We start from the raw sequence: 14559 nt of genomic DNA, 5'->3' as shown, positions 1-14559 counted from the left end.
GAGGCTCTGGTTTTGTCGTTTTGAACGCTTAAATCAACGTGGGCGATTAGCCTAGTAGGCTTAGTGCCGCGTTTGGCGCTTGTTTCGCTTGTGCCAAGATTGAGCTTGATGCTTGCGATAGGATTTGGTTCTTCGTCATCGCTGTCGTCTCTTTCGCAAAATCGGTATCTTTGATACGGCTCTTCGACGCATTCACGTTCTCGTTGATGTTATCCAAGTTGTTGATTGCGTGGTTGAAACGGTTTTGGAATGCACCCAGCTCCGCACGGTGGCTGTCTACATACTTCAACGCTGAATCGAGAATCGCGACTGACTCTTGAGCGCCGCCTACTGTGGTGACATCGATAGTATCAACCGTAACTGCTTGCGCGTCTTGCATACCAAGCTCACCCGCTAGGCTGCCACCAAAGCTCACGTCACCGTCTACTTTGTTGTTACCTGCAAATACTTGTAGCTGACCGTCTTCGTTTACTGACGCTTTTACTAGGTCTGTTTGACCATTGATGTATGTCGCTAGCTGCTCGATGTCATCGCCTGCTTTCGCATTGATGGTCAGTGCTTGGTCTTGACCAAAGCTGTCTTTTAGCGTGATGGTTAGCTCGTTTGCATCCGCCGCTACGCTCCAGTCTTTGTCTTTCGCGTTTGCTGCTTGGTAGCTTGAACCACCCATCATCTCGTTGTCTGAACGCATGTCGCGTAGGCTTAGCATCACAGCTTCACCGTTGTCAGCACCAATTTGGAATGACTGAGTGCCGTACGTGCCGTTTAGAAGACGGTTACCACCAAATGATGTGGTTTCTGCAATACGGTTTAGTTCGTTGTTCAGTGCCGTCACTTCTTCTTGAATCGCTACACGCTCTGCTTTTGAGTTTGAGCCGTTCGCGGATTGAAGCGATAGGTCACGCATACGTTGTAGGATGTTTGTTGTCTCGTTCATCGCACCTTCTGCTGTCTGTGCGATTGAGATACCGTCGTTGGCATTACGTACTGCGACGTCTAGACCACGGCTTTGTACGTTCAAACGGTTAGAGATTTGAAGACCCGCTGCGTCGTCTTTTGCGCTGTTAATTTTATGACCAGAAGACAAACGCTCCATTGACGTTTGTTGAGCCTGGTTCGCGTTGTTTAGGTAACGCTGCGCAGTCATCGCTGATACGTTTGTGTTTACATTCACTGCCATGTTGTTTCTCCAATTGATTTTCCGGTGTAGCGGTTTCCGACGTCTCGGAAAACCAAGTAGTTCTCTCAAAGTTACTTTCTTTATCGTCTTCGAAACCAAAGACTTGAGAAAAAAATGAAATTAAATTGAGTATTTTGGCTGTTAGCGTAGGAAGTTGTGACAAGAATGGTAAAAAGAAAAGTTTTATCAAAAAAAGACTAAAGTTGATGAACAAGATGTCGAAGGGTGCTGTTGCTCATAAACAAGTGCTAATAGACAAGTACACTTAGACAACTCTGCTTATGCTTGGATTTGGGCTAGCGCTAGCCTTGCAATAAGGTCAGAGCGAGGTTTGGCGTTTGCTTAGCTTGCGCCAATATCGAGGTGCTCACTTGCTGCAAAATCTGCTGCTTGAGCATCTCCGTGGTTTCTTTTGCATAATCAGTATCGCGAATACGGCTTTGCGATGCGGATAGATTCTCTTCCATGTTGGCAAGATTATTAATGGTGTGATTGAGGCGGTTCTGGTTCGCCCCCAGAGCCGCTCGATGACTATCCACAAACTGCATCGCTTTATCTAATACAGAAACAGAGAGCTGAGCGCCTCCAACTGAGCGAATAGACAGGTCATTTACCGTGACAATTTCACCGTTTTGCAGCCCAACCTCACTCGCAAAGCTGCCAGAAAAGTCGGCAGCCCCTTTTACTTTCTCGGAGTCCGCAAAAACCTGCAACTGACCGTTTTCATCCACCGACGCCGACAGGATATCCGTTTGACCATTGATATAGGTCGCGACCTGTTCAATGTCATCGCCAGCTTTAAGTTCTATCGTCTTGGTTTGACTTTCGCCAGCAGCATCAAGGTAACTGAATGTCAGCTCACGATTACTGTCTGTGACTTGCCAATTCGGCGTAGCCGCTCGACTCGCCTGATATACAGCGCCCCCCATAGAAAGTTGATCAGTACGCAAGTTACCAAGTCCCACTTGCAAGGCTTCGCCAGATTGAGCCCCTATCTGGAACGATGACGTCCCGAAGGTGCCATTGAGAAGTATTCGTCCACCAAAACTTGTGGTTTCAGCAATTCGATTCAGCTCATCATTCAAGGCAACAAACTCTTCTTCTAATGCTTGTCTATCTTGAGCCGAATTAGAACCGTTAGAGCTTTGCAGGGACAAATCGCGCATGCGTTGTAGGATGTGAGTCGCCTCATTCATCGCCCCCTCCGCCGTCTGCATAATCGAGATGCCATCATTGGCATTGCGCTGAGCGACACCTAAGCCACTTATTTGAGCATTGAGGCGATTCGAGATCCGCAAGCCTGCCGCGTCGTCCTTGGCACTATTGATGCGATGCCCTGATGACAGGCGCTCCAACGACTGGCTCAGTGCTTTACTTGCACTACCCAGGTGATTTTGAGCAACCATAGCACTGACATTGGTATTGACGGTGATCGACATTTGGCTTCCAAAAGGCGTGATGAATAGCCTAGATATCGTCCATTAGAAAGGAAACTTGAGGAAAATATGGTAAGCACCTAGGGGAGGTGTTATCCCCTAGGAACTGAGAGGCAATTAAGCTTTGACGTTTAGGGTCGCAAACATTGCCTGCGAAGGCGCAAAGAAGTAACCACCAGTGACGGCTTTAGTGAAGCGCAATAGTTGATCGGTTTTGCCATCGGTAACGCCATACATGCTTTCAAGCATCGCGTCGAAGTTATGTACCGTATGACAGTATGCGATAAACAGCAAACCATGAGGGCCACTTACTGTGCCATAAGGCAAGCTGTGACGAACGATTTTTAGCCCTTTGCCTTCCTCTTTAATGTCTACACGACCAACGTGAGACGCAGCCGGCACATCCTCAAGCTCAATACTGTCTGGCTTAGTACGACCTACCACTTTTTCCTGAGCGGACACATTCAGACGATTCCACGCTGGAAGGTTGTGTTCAAAGCGCTGAACCATCACATAACTGCCACCGGCGAACTCACCATCAGCAACCAATGCCACCTCTGCACGCTGCTCACCTTTCGGGTTTTCAGTGCCATCGACGAAATCCGTCATATCGCGAGAGTCCATAAAGCGGAAGCCCTGTGTCTCATCCACGATGGTGACATCTTCAGCAATCTGCCCCATCAGCTTGCGCAGCAAATAGAAATGCAAGTCGTGGCGATTCGAGTGACAGTGAACCAATACATCAACATCTGATGATGGTGCGAAAATATCGCCCTCACCAAGCTCTGGGAATGGCTTTAGCTCAGATGGCATAGATTGTTCTAGCTGAGACCAAAAAGCGTGAGAGAAAGCCACAGAGAGCGTCAACTGAGCACCTGGTTGAGTTTCATTTAGCTCTTCCACCAGCGCAGGTAGCTTTTGAAGGGCTTCTAGTACCTGTTGAGCATTCTGATTGACTTTTAATTGGGTATATAGCGCAAAAGGCTCTGCCTCTGGCGTAATCGCACTTTGTGGTAATGACATTATCTTTCCTCTGTTTTTTCGCTCAGTGTATTTTTTAACAGTTGTTGATTGTATGACCTTGATCAGGAACTTAGGTGATTTTCGCTGGAAGCGCTAAGCTATCGGCTACGCGGCGGCTGTTCAGCAAATAAATAGCAAACCAAATCAATGACACCAAAGTCACGGCATTGGTCCAGGTAAATTGCCAGTGCTGCAAATCAACCAAATAAACAGTATGGGCAAGCTGAAGTATCACAATGAGTAAGGTGACGGGTTTTAGCTGGCTAACAATGAAGTTGGTTTTGGTTGAGTCGCTTTTTCTTAGTCCAACCAGCCACATTCCCACAACAATAGGCAAGCCCATCGCGAGTCCGAGATACAGCATAGTATGGTTTGGGTAAACATACTGTAATATCGTACTACCCTCTTGACGACTCGCCCCTGCGACGACAAACACCACCCACGCACGGATCAGGAACGCCCACCCCACCCAGAGTAAAACTGGTGTTTTCAACAGACCGTGCTGATCATATTGTTCGATGCCATAGCGCATTGTACGTCTCTATTTTTAACTCATATCAAAGTATATGGTGCTAACCCTCGAATCATTCAAGATCCACACCATCATTGTGCTAAGATGCTCGAAAACTCTCACGCGGAATTAGCATGAAGAACGACAAAATTACCCCTTCAGTGGAAACACAGCAAGAAGCAATGAAAATTGCCAAAGCCACGCAAAAGCCGGGGCAAACCAAAGAGCAGACCAAATTAATCGCTCAAGGCATCGAAAAAGGCATTGCTCAGTATAAGAAGCAGCAAAAAGAGCGAAAGCGTCAAGCTGATAAAGCGCTGAAGAAACAAAAGCGGACCAAACAACAAGCACAGCAAGAAACCGCTGTCGATCAGCAGACTACCTCGACAGAAGAAAGCAAACCACGTCAAGATATGCTGCCATGGGCGCTGCTTATCGTAAGTTGGATCGGATTTATCAGCTATGTCACGATTTAAGCGCACCACAGAAAAAGTAGCATTTGGAGTGGCGTTGGTGAGCACCATTTTGCTAGCCGGTTGCTCGCAGCCTTTTAATCAACTGCAATCTGAGCAAGCGCAGATCGTTGAGGTGCGAGCCGATGCCAATATGGATGTGTCTCAATGCCAATGGAAAGGGGATGTAAGAGGCTCTGAAGGTCATTGGTACACCTATCTATTCTTCAGTAACGCTTCGCTTACGGAAGGGGCTGTCAACGAGATAAAAAATCAAACGGCGGCGTTGGGTGGCGACACCGTACTGCTGCTCACACCTGTTGATTTTGAGACGTCTGTGACCCTATTTGGCACCGCCTATCGCTGTAAAAAATAAAGCCGAAGCTTAGCTTCGGCTTTATTTTTTCATTCCAATGCACGCGACGGTCACTCAAACCCTTTTGCAGCACCTAAGCTATACACCCAATGTCGTTTCGATATCACCTTGGCGATCAATCACCCATTGACTGTCAAAAGGTCCCCAGTCTGACAACTGGTAATAACCATCGTTGTGTCTACGCCCATCTTGAACAAACATCAACTCAATGCCGATTCCCGGTAGCGCTTTGATGACATCTTGAATGGTTCGGCGAGGCCAACCCGTTTTCTCGATTAGTTTTGGCACATTCGGTCTTTCGATGCTTTCAACGAGCAACGCGAGATAGAGACGACGTGCAAAAACAGGACTCAGTTCCATTGACACCTCCTATTTATGTGCATTTCCAATATATTGCATTTACGAGCGCCCGTGTTGCGCTTGATCAATTTCTCGCTGATCGCTGTGATTTCGAAATTTGAGATTTTGTAACTGTTGATGCCGAAAACGGGGCAGAAAACTGTGATCGCTTACAACCTTTTGTTTAACGCGACACTTCTTGATAGGATGCTAAACACAATGAAATGCTTTGCGTCCGACGATTCAGAGCAGAATAAACAAAAGTCAGAATTTAACGCCCATAAGGAAGTCATCATGGCTATTACAATGTTTGGAATTCCCAACTGTGACACCATCAAAAAAGCTAAGAAATGGTTGGAAGCAAACGAGCTCGACTATTCATTCCATAACTATCGCAAAGACGGTATCAATGAAGAGATGGTCCGCGCTTTTTGCGAGCAGCTCGGTTGGGAGCAAGTCATCAATAAACGTGGCACAACGTACCGCCAACTGACGCAAGAGCAAAAAGACAGCCTAAATGAAGAGAATGTCATTGCATTACTCGTCGAGCACTCTGCCATGATCAAGCGCCCAATTATCGACTTAGACGGTAAACAATACGTGGGCTTTAAAGCTGAACAATATCAACAACTGTTTGGCGCATAATAGCCAGATACGCAAACACAACATTAGAACACGACAAGAACAAGGATCCTCAAGGATGAACGACAGCCCCGTTTTGGCACTCGCAAAAGACCTAATCAGCCGCCAATCAGTGACACCAGAAGACGCCGACTGCCAAAAAGTCATGATCGAAAGACTAGAGAAGCTCGGCTTTGAAATCGAAGTCATGGTATTTGAGGATACAACTAACTTTTGGGCGCGACGCGGCACACAGGCACCACTGTTTGCTTTTGCTGGTCACACCGACGTAGTCCCAGCTGGCAACCTAGACCAATGGCATACACCACCATTTGAACCAACCATCATCGATGGTCACCTTCATGGACGCGGTGCGGCAGATATGAAGGGCTCACTGGCGTGTATGATTGTTGCGGTGGAGCGATTTATCGAGAAACACCCAGACCACACAGGCTCAATTGCGTTTCTTATCACCTCTGATGAAGAGGGTCCGTTCATCAACGGTACGACACGTGTTGTCGATACGCTTATGGCTCGTGATGAGAACATCGACATGTGCATTGTTGGCGAACCATCGAGTACTAACACTGTTGGTGATGTTATTAAAAACGGCCGCCGCGGCTCCATCACTGGAGACCTTAAGGTCAAAGGGACACAAGGTCACGTTGCCTACCCCCACCTAGCAAATAACCCGGTGCATCAAGCGCTCCCAGCTCTAGCGGAGCTTGCTGCAACTAAATGGGATGAAGGTAACGACTACTTCCCACCAACCAGCTTCCAGATCCCGAACCTTGAAGCAGGTACTGGCGCAAGCAATGTCATCCCAGGCGAGTTTAACGTACAGTTTAACTTCCGTTTCAGTACTGAACTGACCGATGAAACCATCAAGAGTCGCGTCCACTCAACGCTTGATTTGCATGGTCTTGACTACGACCTGAAATGGACACTCAGCGGACACCCATTCCTTACTGATAAAGGCAGCCTACTTGATGCCGTTGTCAGCGCAGTGGAAGAAGTCAATCACACTCGTCCTGAGCTTCTGACCACAGGTGGAACCTCAGACGGACGCTTCATCGCTCGCATGGGTGCTCAGGTCGTAGAGTTGGGTCCAGTCAACGCCACGATTCACAAAGTAAATGAGTGCGTGAATGTTGCAGACTTAGAAAAACTGACGGATATGTACGAAAACACCTTGGTGAACTTATTCGCTCAAAAATAACGTGAGGCGCAAGATGGAGATAGCTCATCTAGTAGGACAGTCTTCTGACTCACTGGTCGATATCACGATCGGTAATCGCACGTTTCTCGTTCATCCTGACGCAAGTCGCGATCTCGGTGAGCTAGTTAACGCGGCGAAATCGGCGGGCTTTGATCTCTATCTTGCCAGTGGCTATCGCTCTTTTGAGCGTCAGCTTGCCATTTGGAATGCCAAAATGTCGGGAGCAAAACCCATTTTGGATGCCGATAGTGTTCCAATGGATGTCGACTCGTTAAGCGAAGCAGAAAAAGTGACGGCCATCCTCAAATGGAGCGCACTCCCAGGCGCAAGTCGTCACCATTGGGGCACTGACTTTGATGTCTATGCGGGTAATCTACTCCCTGCTGACACAACCCTTCAGCTCGAGCCATGGGAGTACCTTGATGGGCATCAGCACCCTTTCTATCACTGGCTCAAACAACATGCGGACAGCTATGGCTTTTTCTTTCCTTATGCGAAAGATAATGGTGGGGTCGCCATGGAACCGTGGCACATTAGCCACCGAGCGAGTGCAAGTGACTGTTTAGACAGTTTTTCATGTGAAAAACTTGGTAAAGTTTTGAAGCAATCAGACATTTTGGGACAAGAGCCGATACTTTCTAAACTCGATTCCATCTACAATCAGTATGTAACCAACATTAATCGCTGAGAGTAGACTATGATTGAGTGGCTGTTTAACCCTTGGGTAATCATTCTCGTGGTACTCGCGGTTGTCATCGGCAACATCGCGGCTTTGAAGTACACGGCTAATATGAAGTTCCAGCAAAGTGATAAAGTCATGTCGCGTAAACAGCAGCTAGATAGACTCAATGAGTTGGATAAACAGAAGTACGGTGACAAGGCGAACGACGATTCAGAAAAATAGCCGCCACACATTAAGACAGGCACTCAGCGTGCAGAGCCTACGGATAGAAAAAAGGACCCGATTGGGTCCTTTTTAATGACTAAATTATTGCTATTACTGCTCTTTCTTAATCACAGTCGCAATCAATGGTTCTAGCGAGCGTAGTAGATTCTCAGATACCGGTTTACCATCTTTATCCGTCACGTTGATAGAGGTACGGTTACCCAGATCACCGAACAAGAAGGTGTAATCACCTGGCTCTAGATCAATCGGCTTAAGGCCCACTTGATTCCAGAACTCATCATCTGGGCTGGCATACTTGGCTTTAGCAGTACCTTGAGACTGGTTACGCTCTTCAATCGTAAAGCCCATCTTAGGCAGCAGCTCAGGCAGTTCTTGCCACAACACGTTGTAAGGAGTACGCGCAATGATGACTGGCAGACCACTACGGTCAGTCCCCATACTAATTGGAATAGACTTCACTAGCTCTTGAGCACGAAGCGCCGCTTCTTCACGAAGATCACGGTCATAACGCGCTGTCACTAGGTTAGTCATCAGCGTGTTGTAGCGCTCTTCATTAACACGAGTAACCGGTTTTACCGTTCCACCTTCACGCCAATCGATAAGCTTCATCTTAAAGCCGTGGCGATTGTTTGCTTCGTAACGCGTGATCTCGTAGCGGCTACCAATCTCTACGTCTTCATCTTCCGAGACCCAAGTCACCCAGCCCGTTTCGATCATGTCGTCTGTTTCATTCACAGACTCAACGCCGATCTCGGAGAGCATCGTTTTCACCGTCGCCCATACCTTGTCCATCTCTTCTTCTTGAAGCAGCCAAAGTGTTACTTCTGAGCCTTGTCGCTCTACACGAGCGCCTGGAATAAGCTCTAACACTTGCTGCGGTGGACGAATATCGACCTCACGACCGATGCCACCAGAGAAGTCACCCGTAGGAATTTCATAATTTGGATAAAACTGAGGGGTGGCACCTTCTGGTAAGGTCCACTCTTTTAGCCCTGGCGCTTCGAGGTAGTTGAAGTCATCTTTCGCCTCGCGACGCGTCTTAGGGTCACTTGAGCACGCGGCTAAAACAATAACAGCTAACGTAGAAACCGCTAGCTGACGTGAAAATTTCATTGATACTCCCTTATATAAGAGGAGCTTGGCGCTCCTCTTACCGTTCTAATTAGTAAATGCAGGCTTCTGTTAGAGCTTGAGCAACAATCGGTTTCGCTTCTTCTGATAGTTCAGTGAGCGGCAGTCTTAGATCGCCGTTCGCGATAAGACCCATTCTGTGCGCAGCCCATTTAACAGGAATTGGGCTCGACTCAACAAACAAGTTTTTATGCAGAGTCATCAAACGTTGGTTGATGATCTCAGCTTCTTCAAACTTACCTTCCAGCGCTAGATGCATCATTTTCGCCATGTCTGCAGCCGCGATGTTGTTGGTCACAGAGATAACGCCTTTACCGCCTTCCTTGATGAAATCAAGGCCAGTCGCGTCATCTCCACTTAGTAAGATAAAATCTTCGCCACAAAGTTCACGGTGAGTTTGCACTCGAGACAAATCACCCGTCGCATCTTTAAGTGCAACGATGTTTGGAAGCTCTGCTAGACGAGCAACCGTTTCTGGTTTTAGGTCAACACCTGTGCGGCCAGGAACGTTGTAAAGGATCTGTGGGATATCAGTTTCCTCAGAGATCGCTTTGTAGTGTTGGTACATGCCTTCTTGAGTAGGCTTGTTGTAGTAAGGAGTCACACTCAAGCAACCTGCAATGCCCACATTGTTGAACAAACGGCTAAACGTGATCGCTTCGTGTGTTGCATTAGCACCTGTGCCCGCGATGATAGGCAAACGGCCATCGGCAAACTCTACCGTTTTGGCGACAACTTTGACATGTTCTTCAACGGTTAGAGTTGCAGACTCCCCTGTCGTACCTACCGCAACGATACCATCGGTACCGGCTTCGATGTGATGCTCAACCAGTTTTCGTAGACTAACAAAATCAACTTCGCCGTCTGTGGTGAGTGGGGTTAATAGCGCAACAATACTTCCTGAAAACATGGTGATCTCCCTAAATTGATACTTACTGCATGGTACTGTAATGCTATTGATAAACACAAGAGCTTAAAAACAGATCCCACCAAGAAGTGAATGAATAATTTCAGATTTCGGATATGAGGCACGTATAAGATGCGCTTTTCTGTAAAACAGGTGTCAATCTGGAGTTAATTCTATGCTCAATCCGCGACCACTCAACGGCACTTTGTCGATAATCGGTTACATCTATCACAAGAGCTTTGGGCCTAGCTATGCTAACATATAGCCAACAAGGAATTTAGAGTGACACTATGAATCAGTATTTAGTGATTACCGCAGTTGGCACAGACCGACCAGGGATATGCAATGAAGTTGTTCATCTCGTCGCCAATGCGGGCTGCAACATCATTGACAGTCGCATTGCCATGTTCGGCAATGAATTCACCCTCATCATGTTAATTTCTGGCACGCCTAGTTACATCACTCGCGTTGAGACCACTCTGCCACTATTGGGTCAAGAACATGATCTGATCACCATGATGAAACGTACCTCCAAGCACGACTCCATTCCCAACCAATATACGGTTGAGGTATTCATCGAGTCTGAAGACCGTGTGGGACTCACTGAAGAATTCACTCAATTCTTCGCCGACAAGCACATTGGACTGGCGTCATTAAGCGCACAGACCATAGTGAAAGAGCGAGCAGGTACCGATACTGACCAGTTTCAGATCGCACTCAGTGCCAATGTCGACGAGGATTGCAATCTGATGCAACTTCAAGAAGAGTTCGATGCCCTGTGCAACCAGCTTTCAGTAAAAGGGTCGCTAAACTTCATTAGCGGAACCCATTAATAATAAAAATATAGACTTCAAAGGAATCTCAATGAACACATTGACGGCGGGTACTCCAGCCCCAAATTTCTCACTGCTCGACCAAGATGGCAACACGGTGACGCTGCAAGACTTTAAAGGCAAGAAGGTACTGTTCTACTTCTACCCTAAAGCGATGACACCAGGTTGTACGGTTCAAGCACAAGGTTTACGTGACACCAAAGCAGAACTCGACGCGCACAACGTTGTGGTATTAGGCGTTAGCATCGATCCTGTTAAGCGCCTTGGTAAGTTCATTGAACGCGACTCTCTAAACTTCACCCTTCTATCAGACGAAGACCACGCGGTTGCCGACCAGTTTGGCGTTTGGGGCGAGAAGAAGTTCATGGGCAAAGTATACGACGGCCTGCACCGTATTAGCTTTCTGATAAACGAAGAAGGTGTTATCGAGCACGTGTTTAATAAGTTTAAAACCAAGACTCACCATGAAGTGGTGCTTGATTACCTAAACGGTAACGACTAATAACTTGGCAGCCTGTAGGCTCATCGACAGGCAACCAACGGATATTAAAAAAGCCTCGCTTAGCGAGGCTTTTTTAATATTTATGTGGCGGGTTGTATGGGTTCATCGTTACTAGGCAGCGCATTCCATACGGCTTTCACTAGGGTTGCGAGCGGTATCGCGAAGAAGACGCCCCAAAATCCCCACAAACCACCGAATACTAACACCGCAACAATTATCGCCACTGGGTGCAGGTTTACAGCTTCTGAGAATAGGATTGGCACTAATACGTTACCATCAAGCGCTTGAATGATGCCGTAAGCTAACAGAAGCCAATAGAACTGAGGCGTTAGCCCCCACTGGAACAAACCAACAATGGCAACCGGCACAGTCACGGCGGCAGCACCAATGTAAGGAATCAGTACGGAGAAACCGACAAGTACTGCAAGAAGTACAGAATAGCGAAGATCCAGTACCGCAAATGTAATGTAACTCACCGTACCAACGATTAGAATTTCCAGTACCTTACCGCGAATATAATTAGAAATCTGTTGGTTCATCTCAACCCAGACTTTGTTCGCTAGGCGGCGGTTTTGCGGTAGTACACCACTAGCCATGCCAACCATTTCTTCTTTGTCTTTTAGCAAGAAGAACACTAATAGCGGGACCAAAATCAGATAGACGGCGAGTGCAGCCAGACTGACAAGCGATGCAAGTGAGCCTTTGACCACGTTCTCACCCAATACGAGAACCTTATCTCTCATATTGATAATGATGGATTCGACTAGATGTACTTCTGCAAGGTCTGGGTAGCGCTCAGGAAGAGAGGCCACGAATTGCTGCAATCCAGTGTACATATTAGGAATATCATTGAGCAGATTACCAACCTGATTCCAAATCGTTGGTACTAAGCCAAAGATGGCCATGAGCATCAGCCCAATGAAGACTAAGATGACCGTCATAACAGCAAACGTTCGAGGAAGTCCAAGCGAGTGCAATTTGCTCACTGGCCATTCAAGAAGGTAGGCTAATACAATCGCCACCAACAATGGGGCGATCAGGTTGCCAAAGAAGTAGATGGTAATAAAACCAAATAGCAAAATTACCACCAGACTTACTGCGTCTGGGTCTGAAAAACGTCGCTTATACCAGCGACGAACCATGTCTAGCATTCGCTATCCTTCCTTTTTGATATGGTCATCACGGTGACATGATGCTCTTGGGTACAATCGATCATCGCATTTTGCTTAATGAGGTAGTGTCGACAGTCTCGAATAGATTGCGTATCCACTATACGGACACGCAGCACTTGTTGGGTTTCAAGTTGCTTGTATGCGCGCTTTACCAGCAGCAGCGACATGGGGCAGCGTTCGTTTTCCAGATCTAATTGGATATCTGTCATCACTATGTTTTCGCTCACGATTATCGCAGCCAAGAGTGCATGGTTCACCTTCAATGGATCTATTGTAAAGGCTTTTTGAGGTATCCCCAACCCGTATGTGTTACAGATCACCAATTACCACAACAATGTGTCACTAAAAACGATAACCTGCTGTTATCTTAATACACTATTAGTCCTTTCCTAACCTGAGTCCGTATGCAAAAATGTTGCGTTAGAGGCTATGGTAGGAAACCGAAGGACAGTTTCGTGGTCCAAACTACCAACTACAAAGGAGTTACCTCACTAGCATGTTGAAACGTACCCGCTCGTTGGTTTGCTTATGTATTGCTGCCGCGATATCGACACCCCAAGTCTCATACGCCGAAATGGACTTACCTGACATTGGCACTGCTGCTGGCGCCACGCTAACCATAGATCAAGAACTTATCTATGGTGATGCCTACATGAGGATGATCAGAGCAAGCTCACCCATCGTCAACGACCCTGTGTTGAACGAGTACATTGACTCAGTTGGTCATCGCTTGGTATCCAGTGCGAATGACGTGAAAACGCCATTCACATTCTTCATGATTCGCGACCGCAATATTAACGCGTTTGCCTTCTTCGGTGGCTACGTCGCACTGCACTCAGGTCTATTCCTACATGCTCATACAGAAAGTGAACTCGCTTCGGTAATGGCGCACGAAATCGCACACGTCACCCAGCGACATCTCGCACGTCGCATGGAAGATGAAGCTCGTCGCTCTCCTGCCACGGTTGCCGCTCTAGTAGGCTCATTGCTACTCGCTATCGCTGCACCGCAAGCAGGTATGGCTGCGTTGACGGCAACAACAGCAGGCTCAATGCAGGCATCCATCAACTACACACGTAGTAACGAGAAAGAAGCCGATCGCTTTGGTATCGCAACACTGGCGCGCGCTCAATTTGATGTCAATGACATGCCACGCTTTTTCGGTCGACTCGCCGATGAGTATCGATACGCCAGCAAGCCACCACCAATGCTGCTGACTCACCCATTACCAGAAGACCGTATTACCGATACTCGCGAACGTGCACAGGCCTATCCGCCGCTGCGCGTACAACCATCGATCAATTACCATTTGGCTAGAGCGCGCATCGTAGCACGCCAGGCTGGTATTAAATCCGATGCCGCTTTGGATTGGTTTGAGCGCACAGCGCGAAAAGCATCGCCAAAAATACAAAACTCATTTGAGTACGGTAAAGCCTTGGTGTATCTCGATACCAATAAGCTCGACAAGGCCGAAGAGATACTGACTAAGTTGCTCGACTATGACCCAAACAACAATTTCTATTTAGATGCCGCATCGGATCTGTATATCGCCAAGAAGCAACCTGAAAAAGCAGCCGAAATGATGAAAAGTGCACTGCTAGTGAAACCCAACAATGCGGTGATTTCCATCAACTACGCCAATGCACTGATAGAAAGCGACAAGCTTGACGAAGCGATCAAAGTACTACAGCGATATACTCACGACAGACCGAATGACACCAATGGTTGGCACTTGCTGTCCGATGCGAATATCAAAAAAGGCAACAGCGCTGAAGACTTAGCAGCGCGCGCTGAGATCATGGCATTAAACGCTCAGTGGGATAAGTCGATTCAGATGTACTCACAAGCGAGTCAGCTTGCGGAACTTGGAAGCTTAAAACAAGCGCGCTATGACGCTCGTATTGACCAATTATTGGTTCAACGAGAGCGCTTCATGGCTCTACAATAAAA

At 47.3% G+C, this 14559-nt stretch carries 18 protein-coding genes; 9 read left to right on the top strand and 9 right to left on the bottom strand.

Annotated elements, in window-relative coordinates:
• Nucleotides 1-46: 46 nt before the first annotated feature.
• From AC6I8U_RS03835 to AC6I8U_RS03820, 4 genes are all read right to left on the bottom strand, one after another.
• Nucleotides 47-1180 (bottom strand): flagellin, encoded by a 1134-nt coding sequence (locus AC6I8U_RS03835; protein WP_234495348.1) that lies wholly within the window; start codon nt 1178-1180, stop codon nt 47-49.
• Between the two features lie 302 nt (nt 1181-1482).
• Nucleotides 1483-2619 carry a flagellin gene (locus AC6I8U_RS03830; RefSeq protein ID WP_498017789.1) on the bottom strand — a complete coding sequence of 379 codons (1137 nt, stop codon included), beginning with the start codon at nt 2617-2619 and terminating at the stop codon, nt 1483-1485.
• 114 nt (nt 2620-2733) lie between these two features.
• On the bottom strand, nt 2734-3639 hold the full coding sequence (locus tag AC6I8U_RS03825; protein ID WP_234495346.1) for a Dyp-type peroxidase: 906 nt from the start codon (nt 3637-3639) through the stop codon (nt 2734-2736).
• A gap of 70 nt (nt 3640-3709) precedes the next feature.
• Nucleotides 3710-4171, bottom strand: coding sequence for a DUF2919 domain-containing protein (locus AC6I8U_RS03820; protein ID WP_042473835.1), 462 nt, complete (start codon nt 4169-4171; stop codon nt 3710-3712).
• Between the two features lie 113 nt (nt 4172-4284).
• Between AC6I8U_RS03820 and AC6I8U_RS03815 the strand changes: the two genes are divergently transcribed.
• Together AC6I8U_RS03815 and AC6I8U_RS03810 are read left to right on the top strand one after the other, a co-directional pair.
• The gene (locus AC6I8U_RS03815) at nt 4285-4626 is read left to right on the top strand and encodes a DUF2956 domain-containing protein (protein WP_498017788.1); all 342 of its coding nucleotides are present in this window, start codon (nt 4285-4287) and stop codon (nt 4624-4626) included.
• Nucleotides 4613-4978 carry a DUF4156 domain-containing protein gene (locus AC6I8U_RS03810; RefSeq protein WP_498017787.1) on the top strand — a complete coding sequence of 122 codons (366 nt, stop codon included), beginning with the start codon at nt 4613-4615 and terminating at the stop codon, nt 4976-4978. Before AC6I8U_RS03815 ends, AC6I8U_RS03810 begins: the two co-directional genes overlap by 14 nt.
• Nucleotides 4979-5056: 78 nt before the next feature.
• Here the strand turns inward: AC6I8U_RS03810 and AC6I8U_RS03805 are convergent, their stop codons facing one another.
• Entirely contained in the window at nt 5057-5338 is a 282-nt protein-coding gene (locus AC6I8U_RS03805) for a winged helix-turn-helix domain-containing protein (protein WP_042473827.1), read from the bottom strand.
• Nucleotides 5339-5611: 273 nt separating this feature from the next.
• On the opposite strand from AC6I8U_RS03805, the gene AC6I8U_RS03800 reads away from it, so the two are divergent.
• From AC6I8U_RS03800 to AC6I8U_RS03785, 4 genes are read left to right on the top strand one after another with little or no spacing between them, the layout of a single operon-like run.
• Nucleotides 5612-5962: an ArsC family reductase gene (locus AC6I8U_RS03800; RefSeq protein ID WP_498017786.1), complete on the top strand. Its 351-nt coding sequence runs from the start codon at nt 5612-5614 to the stop codon at nt 5960-5962.
• 55 nt (nt 5963-6017) lie between these two features.
• Nucleotides 6018-7157 carry a succinyl-diaminopimelate desuccinylase gene (gene dapE, locus AC6I8U_RS03795; RefSeq protein ID WP_498017785.1) on the top strand — a complete coding sequence of 380 codons (1140 nt, stop codon included), beginning with the start codon at nt 6018-6020 and terminating at the stop codon, nt 7155-7157.
• A gap of 13 nt (nt 7158-7170) precedes the next feature.
• Nucleotides 7171-7845 carry a M15 family metallopeptidase gene (locus AC6I8U_RS03790; protein WP_498017784.1) on the top strand — a complete coding sequence of 225 codons (675 nt, stop codon included), beginning with the start codon at nt 7171-7173 and terminating at the stop codon, nt 7843-7845.
• Nucleotides 7846-7854: 9 nt separating this feature from the next.
• Nucleotides 7855-8061: a DUF2897 family protein gene (locus tag AC6I8U_RS03785; RefSeq protein ID WP_498017783.1), complete on the top strand. Its 207-nt coding sequence runs from the start codon at nt 7855-7857 to the stop codon at nt 8059-8061.
• Nucleotides 8062-8154: 93 nt separating this feature from the next.
• On the opposite strand, the gene bamC is transcribed toward AC6I8U_RS03785, so the two are convergent.
• Complete coding sequence (gene bamC / locus AC6I8U_RS03780) at nt 8155-9177, bottom strand: outer membrane protein assembly factor BamC (protein WP_498017782.1); 1023 nt, start codon at nt 9175-9177, stop codon at nt 8155-8157.
• Nucleotides 9178-9226: 49 nt separating this feature from the next.
• Nucleotides 9227-10105 (bottom strand): 4-hydroxy-tetrahydrodipicolinate synthase, encoded by an 879-nt coding sequence (gene dapA, locus AC6I8U_RS03775; protein ID WP_128650396.1) that lies wholly within the window; start codon nt 10103-10105, stop codon nt 9227-9229.
• Between the two features lie 287 nt (nt 10106-10392).
• Here dapA and AC6I8U_RS03770 point away from each other — a divergent pair, with 287 nt between their 5' ends.
• Both AC6I8U_RS03770 and bcp read left to right on the top strand, forming a co-directional pair.
• Complete coding sequence (locus AC6I8U_RS03770) at nt 10393-10935, top strand: glycine cleavage system transcriptional repressor (RefSeq protein WP_042473808.1); 543 nt, start codon at nt 10393-10395, stop codon at nt 10933-10935.
• A gap of 31 nt (nt 10936-10966) precedes the next feature.
• Nucleotides 10967-11437 carry a thioredoxin-dependent thiol peroxidase gene (bcp, locus tag AC6I8U_RS03765; RefSeq protein WP_394150727.1) on the top strand — a complete coding sequence of 157 codons (471 nt, stop codon included), beginning with the start codon at nt 10967-10969 and terminating at the stop codon, nt 11435-11437.
• Between the two features lie 80 nt (nt 11438-11517).
• On the opposite strand, the gene AC6I8U_RS03760 is transcribed toward bcp, so the two are convergent.
• Entirely contained in the window at nt 11518-12588 is a 1071-nt protein-coding gene (locus AC6I8U_RS03760; RefSeq protein ID WP_234495332.1) for an AI-2E family transporter, read from the bottom strand.
• Entirely contained in the window at nt 12582-12818 is a 237-nt protein-coding gene (locus AC6I8U_RS03755) for a sulfurtransferase TusA family protein (RefSeq protein ID WP_128650399.1), read from the bottom strand. Before AC6I8U_RS03755 ends, AC6I8U_RS03760 begins: the two co-directional genes overlap by 7 nt.
• A gap of 287 nt (nt 12819-13105) precedes the next feature.
• Here AC6I8U_RS03755 and bepA point away from each other — a divergent pair, with 287 nt between their 5' ends.
• On the top strand, nt 13106-14557 hold the full coding sequence (gene bepA / locus AC6I8U_RS03750; protein ID WP_252012198.1) for a beta-barrel assembly-enhancing protease: 1452 nt from the start codon (nt 13106-13108) through the stop codon (nt 14555-14557).
• Nucleotides 14558-14559 lie beyond the last annotated feature (2 nt).

Source organism: Vibrio sp. KUL80 (genome assembly GCF_059725495.1).
This window is presented reverse-complemented; position numbering and strand designations above follow the sequence as displayed.

Coding starts and splice junctions, on each gene's coding strand:
- AC6I8U_RS03835 (WP_234495348.1), bottom strand. CDS start 1,180: ATGGCAGTGAATGTAAACACAAACGTATCAGCGATGACTGCGCAGCGT.
- AC6I8U_RS03815 (WP_498017788.1), top strand. CDS start 4,285: ATGAAGAACGACAAAATTACCCCTTCAGTGGAAACACAGCAAGAAGCA.
- dapE (WP_498017785.1), top strand. CDS start 6,018: ATGAACGACAGCCCCGTTTTGGCACTCGCAAAAGACCTAATCAGCCGC.
- bcp (WP_394150727.1), top strand. CDS start 10,967: ATGAACACATTGACGGCGGGTACTCCAGCCCCAAATTTCTCACTGCTC.
- AC6I8U_RS03785 (WP_498017783.1), top strand. CDS start 7,855: ATGATTGAGTGGCTGTTTAACCCTTGGGTAATCATTCTCGTGGTACTC.
- AC6I8U_RS03760 (WP_234495332.1), bottom strand. CDS start 12,588: ATGCTAGACATGGTTCGTCGCTGGTATAAGCGACGTTTTTCAGACCCA.
- AC6I8U_RS03830 (WP_498017789.1), bottom strand. CDS start 2,619: ATGTCGATCACCGTCAATACCAATGTCAGTGCTATGGTTGCTCAAAAT.
- AC6I8U_RS03820 (WP_042473835.1), bottom strand. CDS start 4,171: ATGCGCTATGGCATCGAACAATATGATCAGCACGGTCTGTTGAAAACA.
- AC6I8U_RS03810 (WP_498017787.1), top strand. CDS start 4,613: ATGTCACGATTTAAGCGCACCACAGAAAAAGTAGCATTTGGAGTGGCG.
- AC6I8U_RS03790 (WP_498017784.1), top strand. CDS start 7,171: ATGGAGATAGCTCATCTAGTAGGACAGTCTTCTGACTCACTGGTCGAT.
- AC6I8U_RS03805 (WP_042473827.1), bottom strand. CDS start 5,338: ATGGAACTGAGTCCTGTTTTTGCACGTCGTCTCTATCTCGCGTTGCTC.
- AC6I8U_RS03770 (WP_042473808.1), top strand. CDS start 10,393: ATGAATCAGTATTTAGTGATTACCGCAGTTGGCACAGACCGACCAGGG.
- bepA (WP_252012198.1), top strand. CDS start 13,106: ATGTTGAAACGTACCCGCTCGTTGGTTTGCTTATGTATTGCTGCCGCG.
- AC6I8U_RS03755 (WP_128650399.1), bottom strand. CDS start 12,818: ATGACAGATATCCAATTAGATCTGGAAAACGAACGCTGCCCCATGTCG.
- AC6I8U_RS03800 (WP_498017786.1), top strand. CDS start 5,612: ATGGCTATTACAATGTTTGGAATTCCCAACTGTGACACCATCAAAAAA.
- dapA (WP_128650396.1), bottom strand. CDS start 10,105: ATGTTTTCAGGAAGTATTGTTGCGCTATTAACCCCACTCACCACAGAC.
- AC6I8U_RS03825 (WP_234495346.1), bottom strand. CDS start 3,639: ATGTCATTACCACAAAGTGCGATTACGCCAGAGGCAGAGCCTTTTGCG.
- bamC (WP_498017782.1), bottom strand. CDS start 9,177: ATGAAATTTTCACGTCAGCTAGCGGTTTCTACGTTAGCTGTTATTGTT.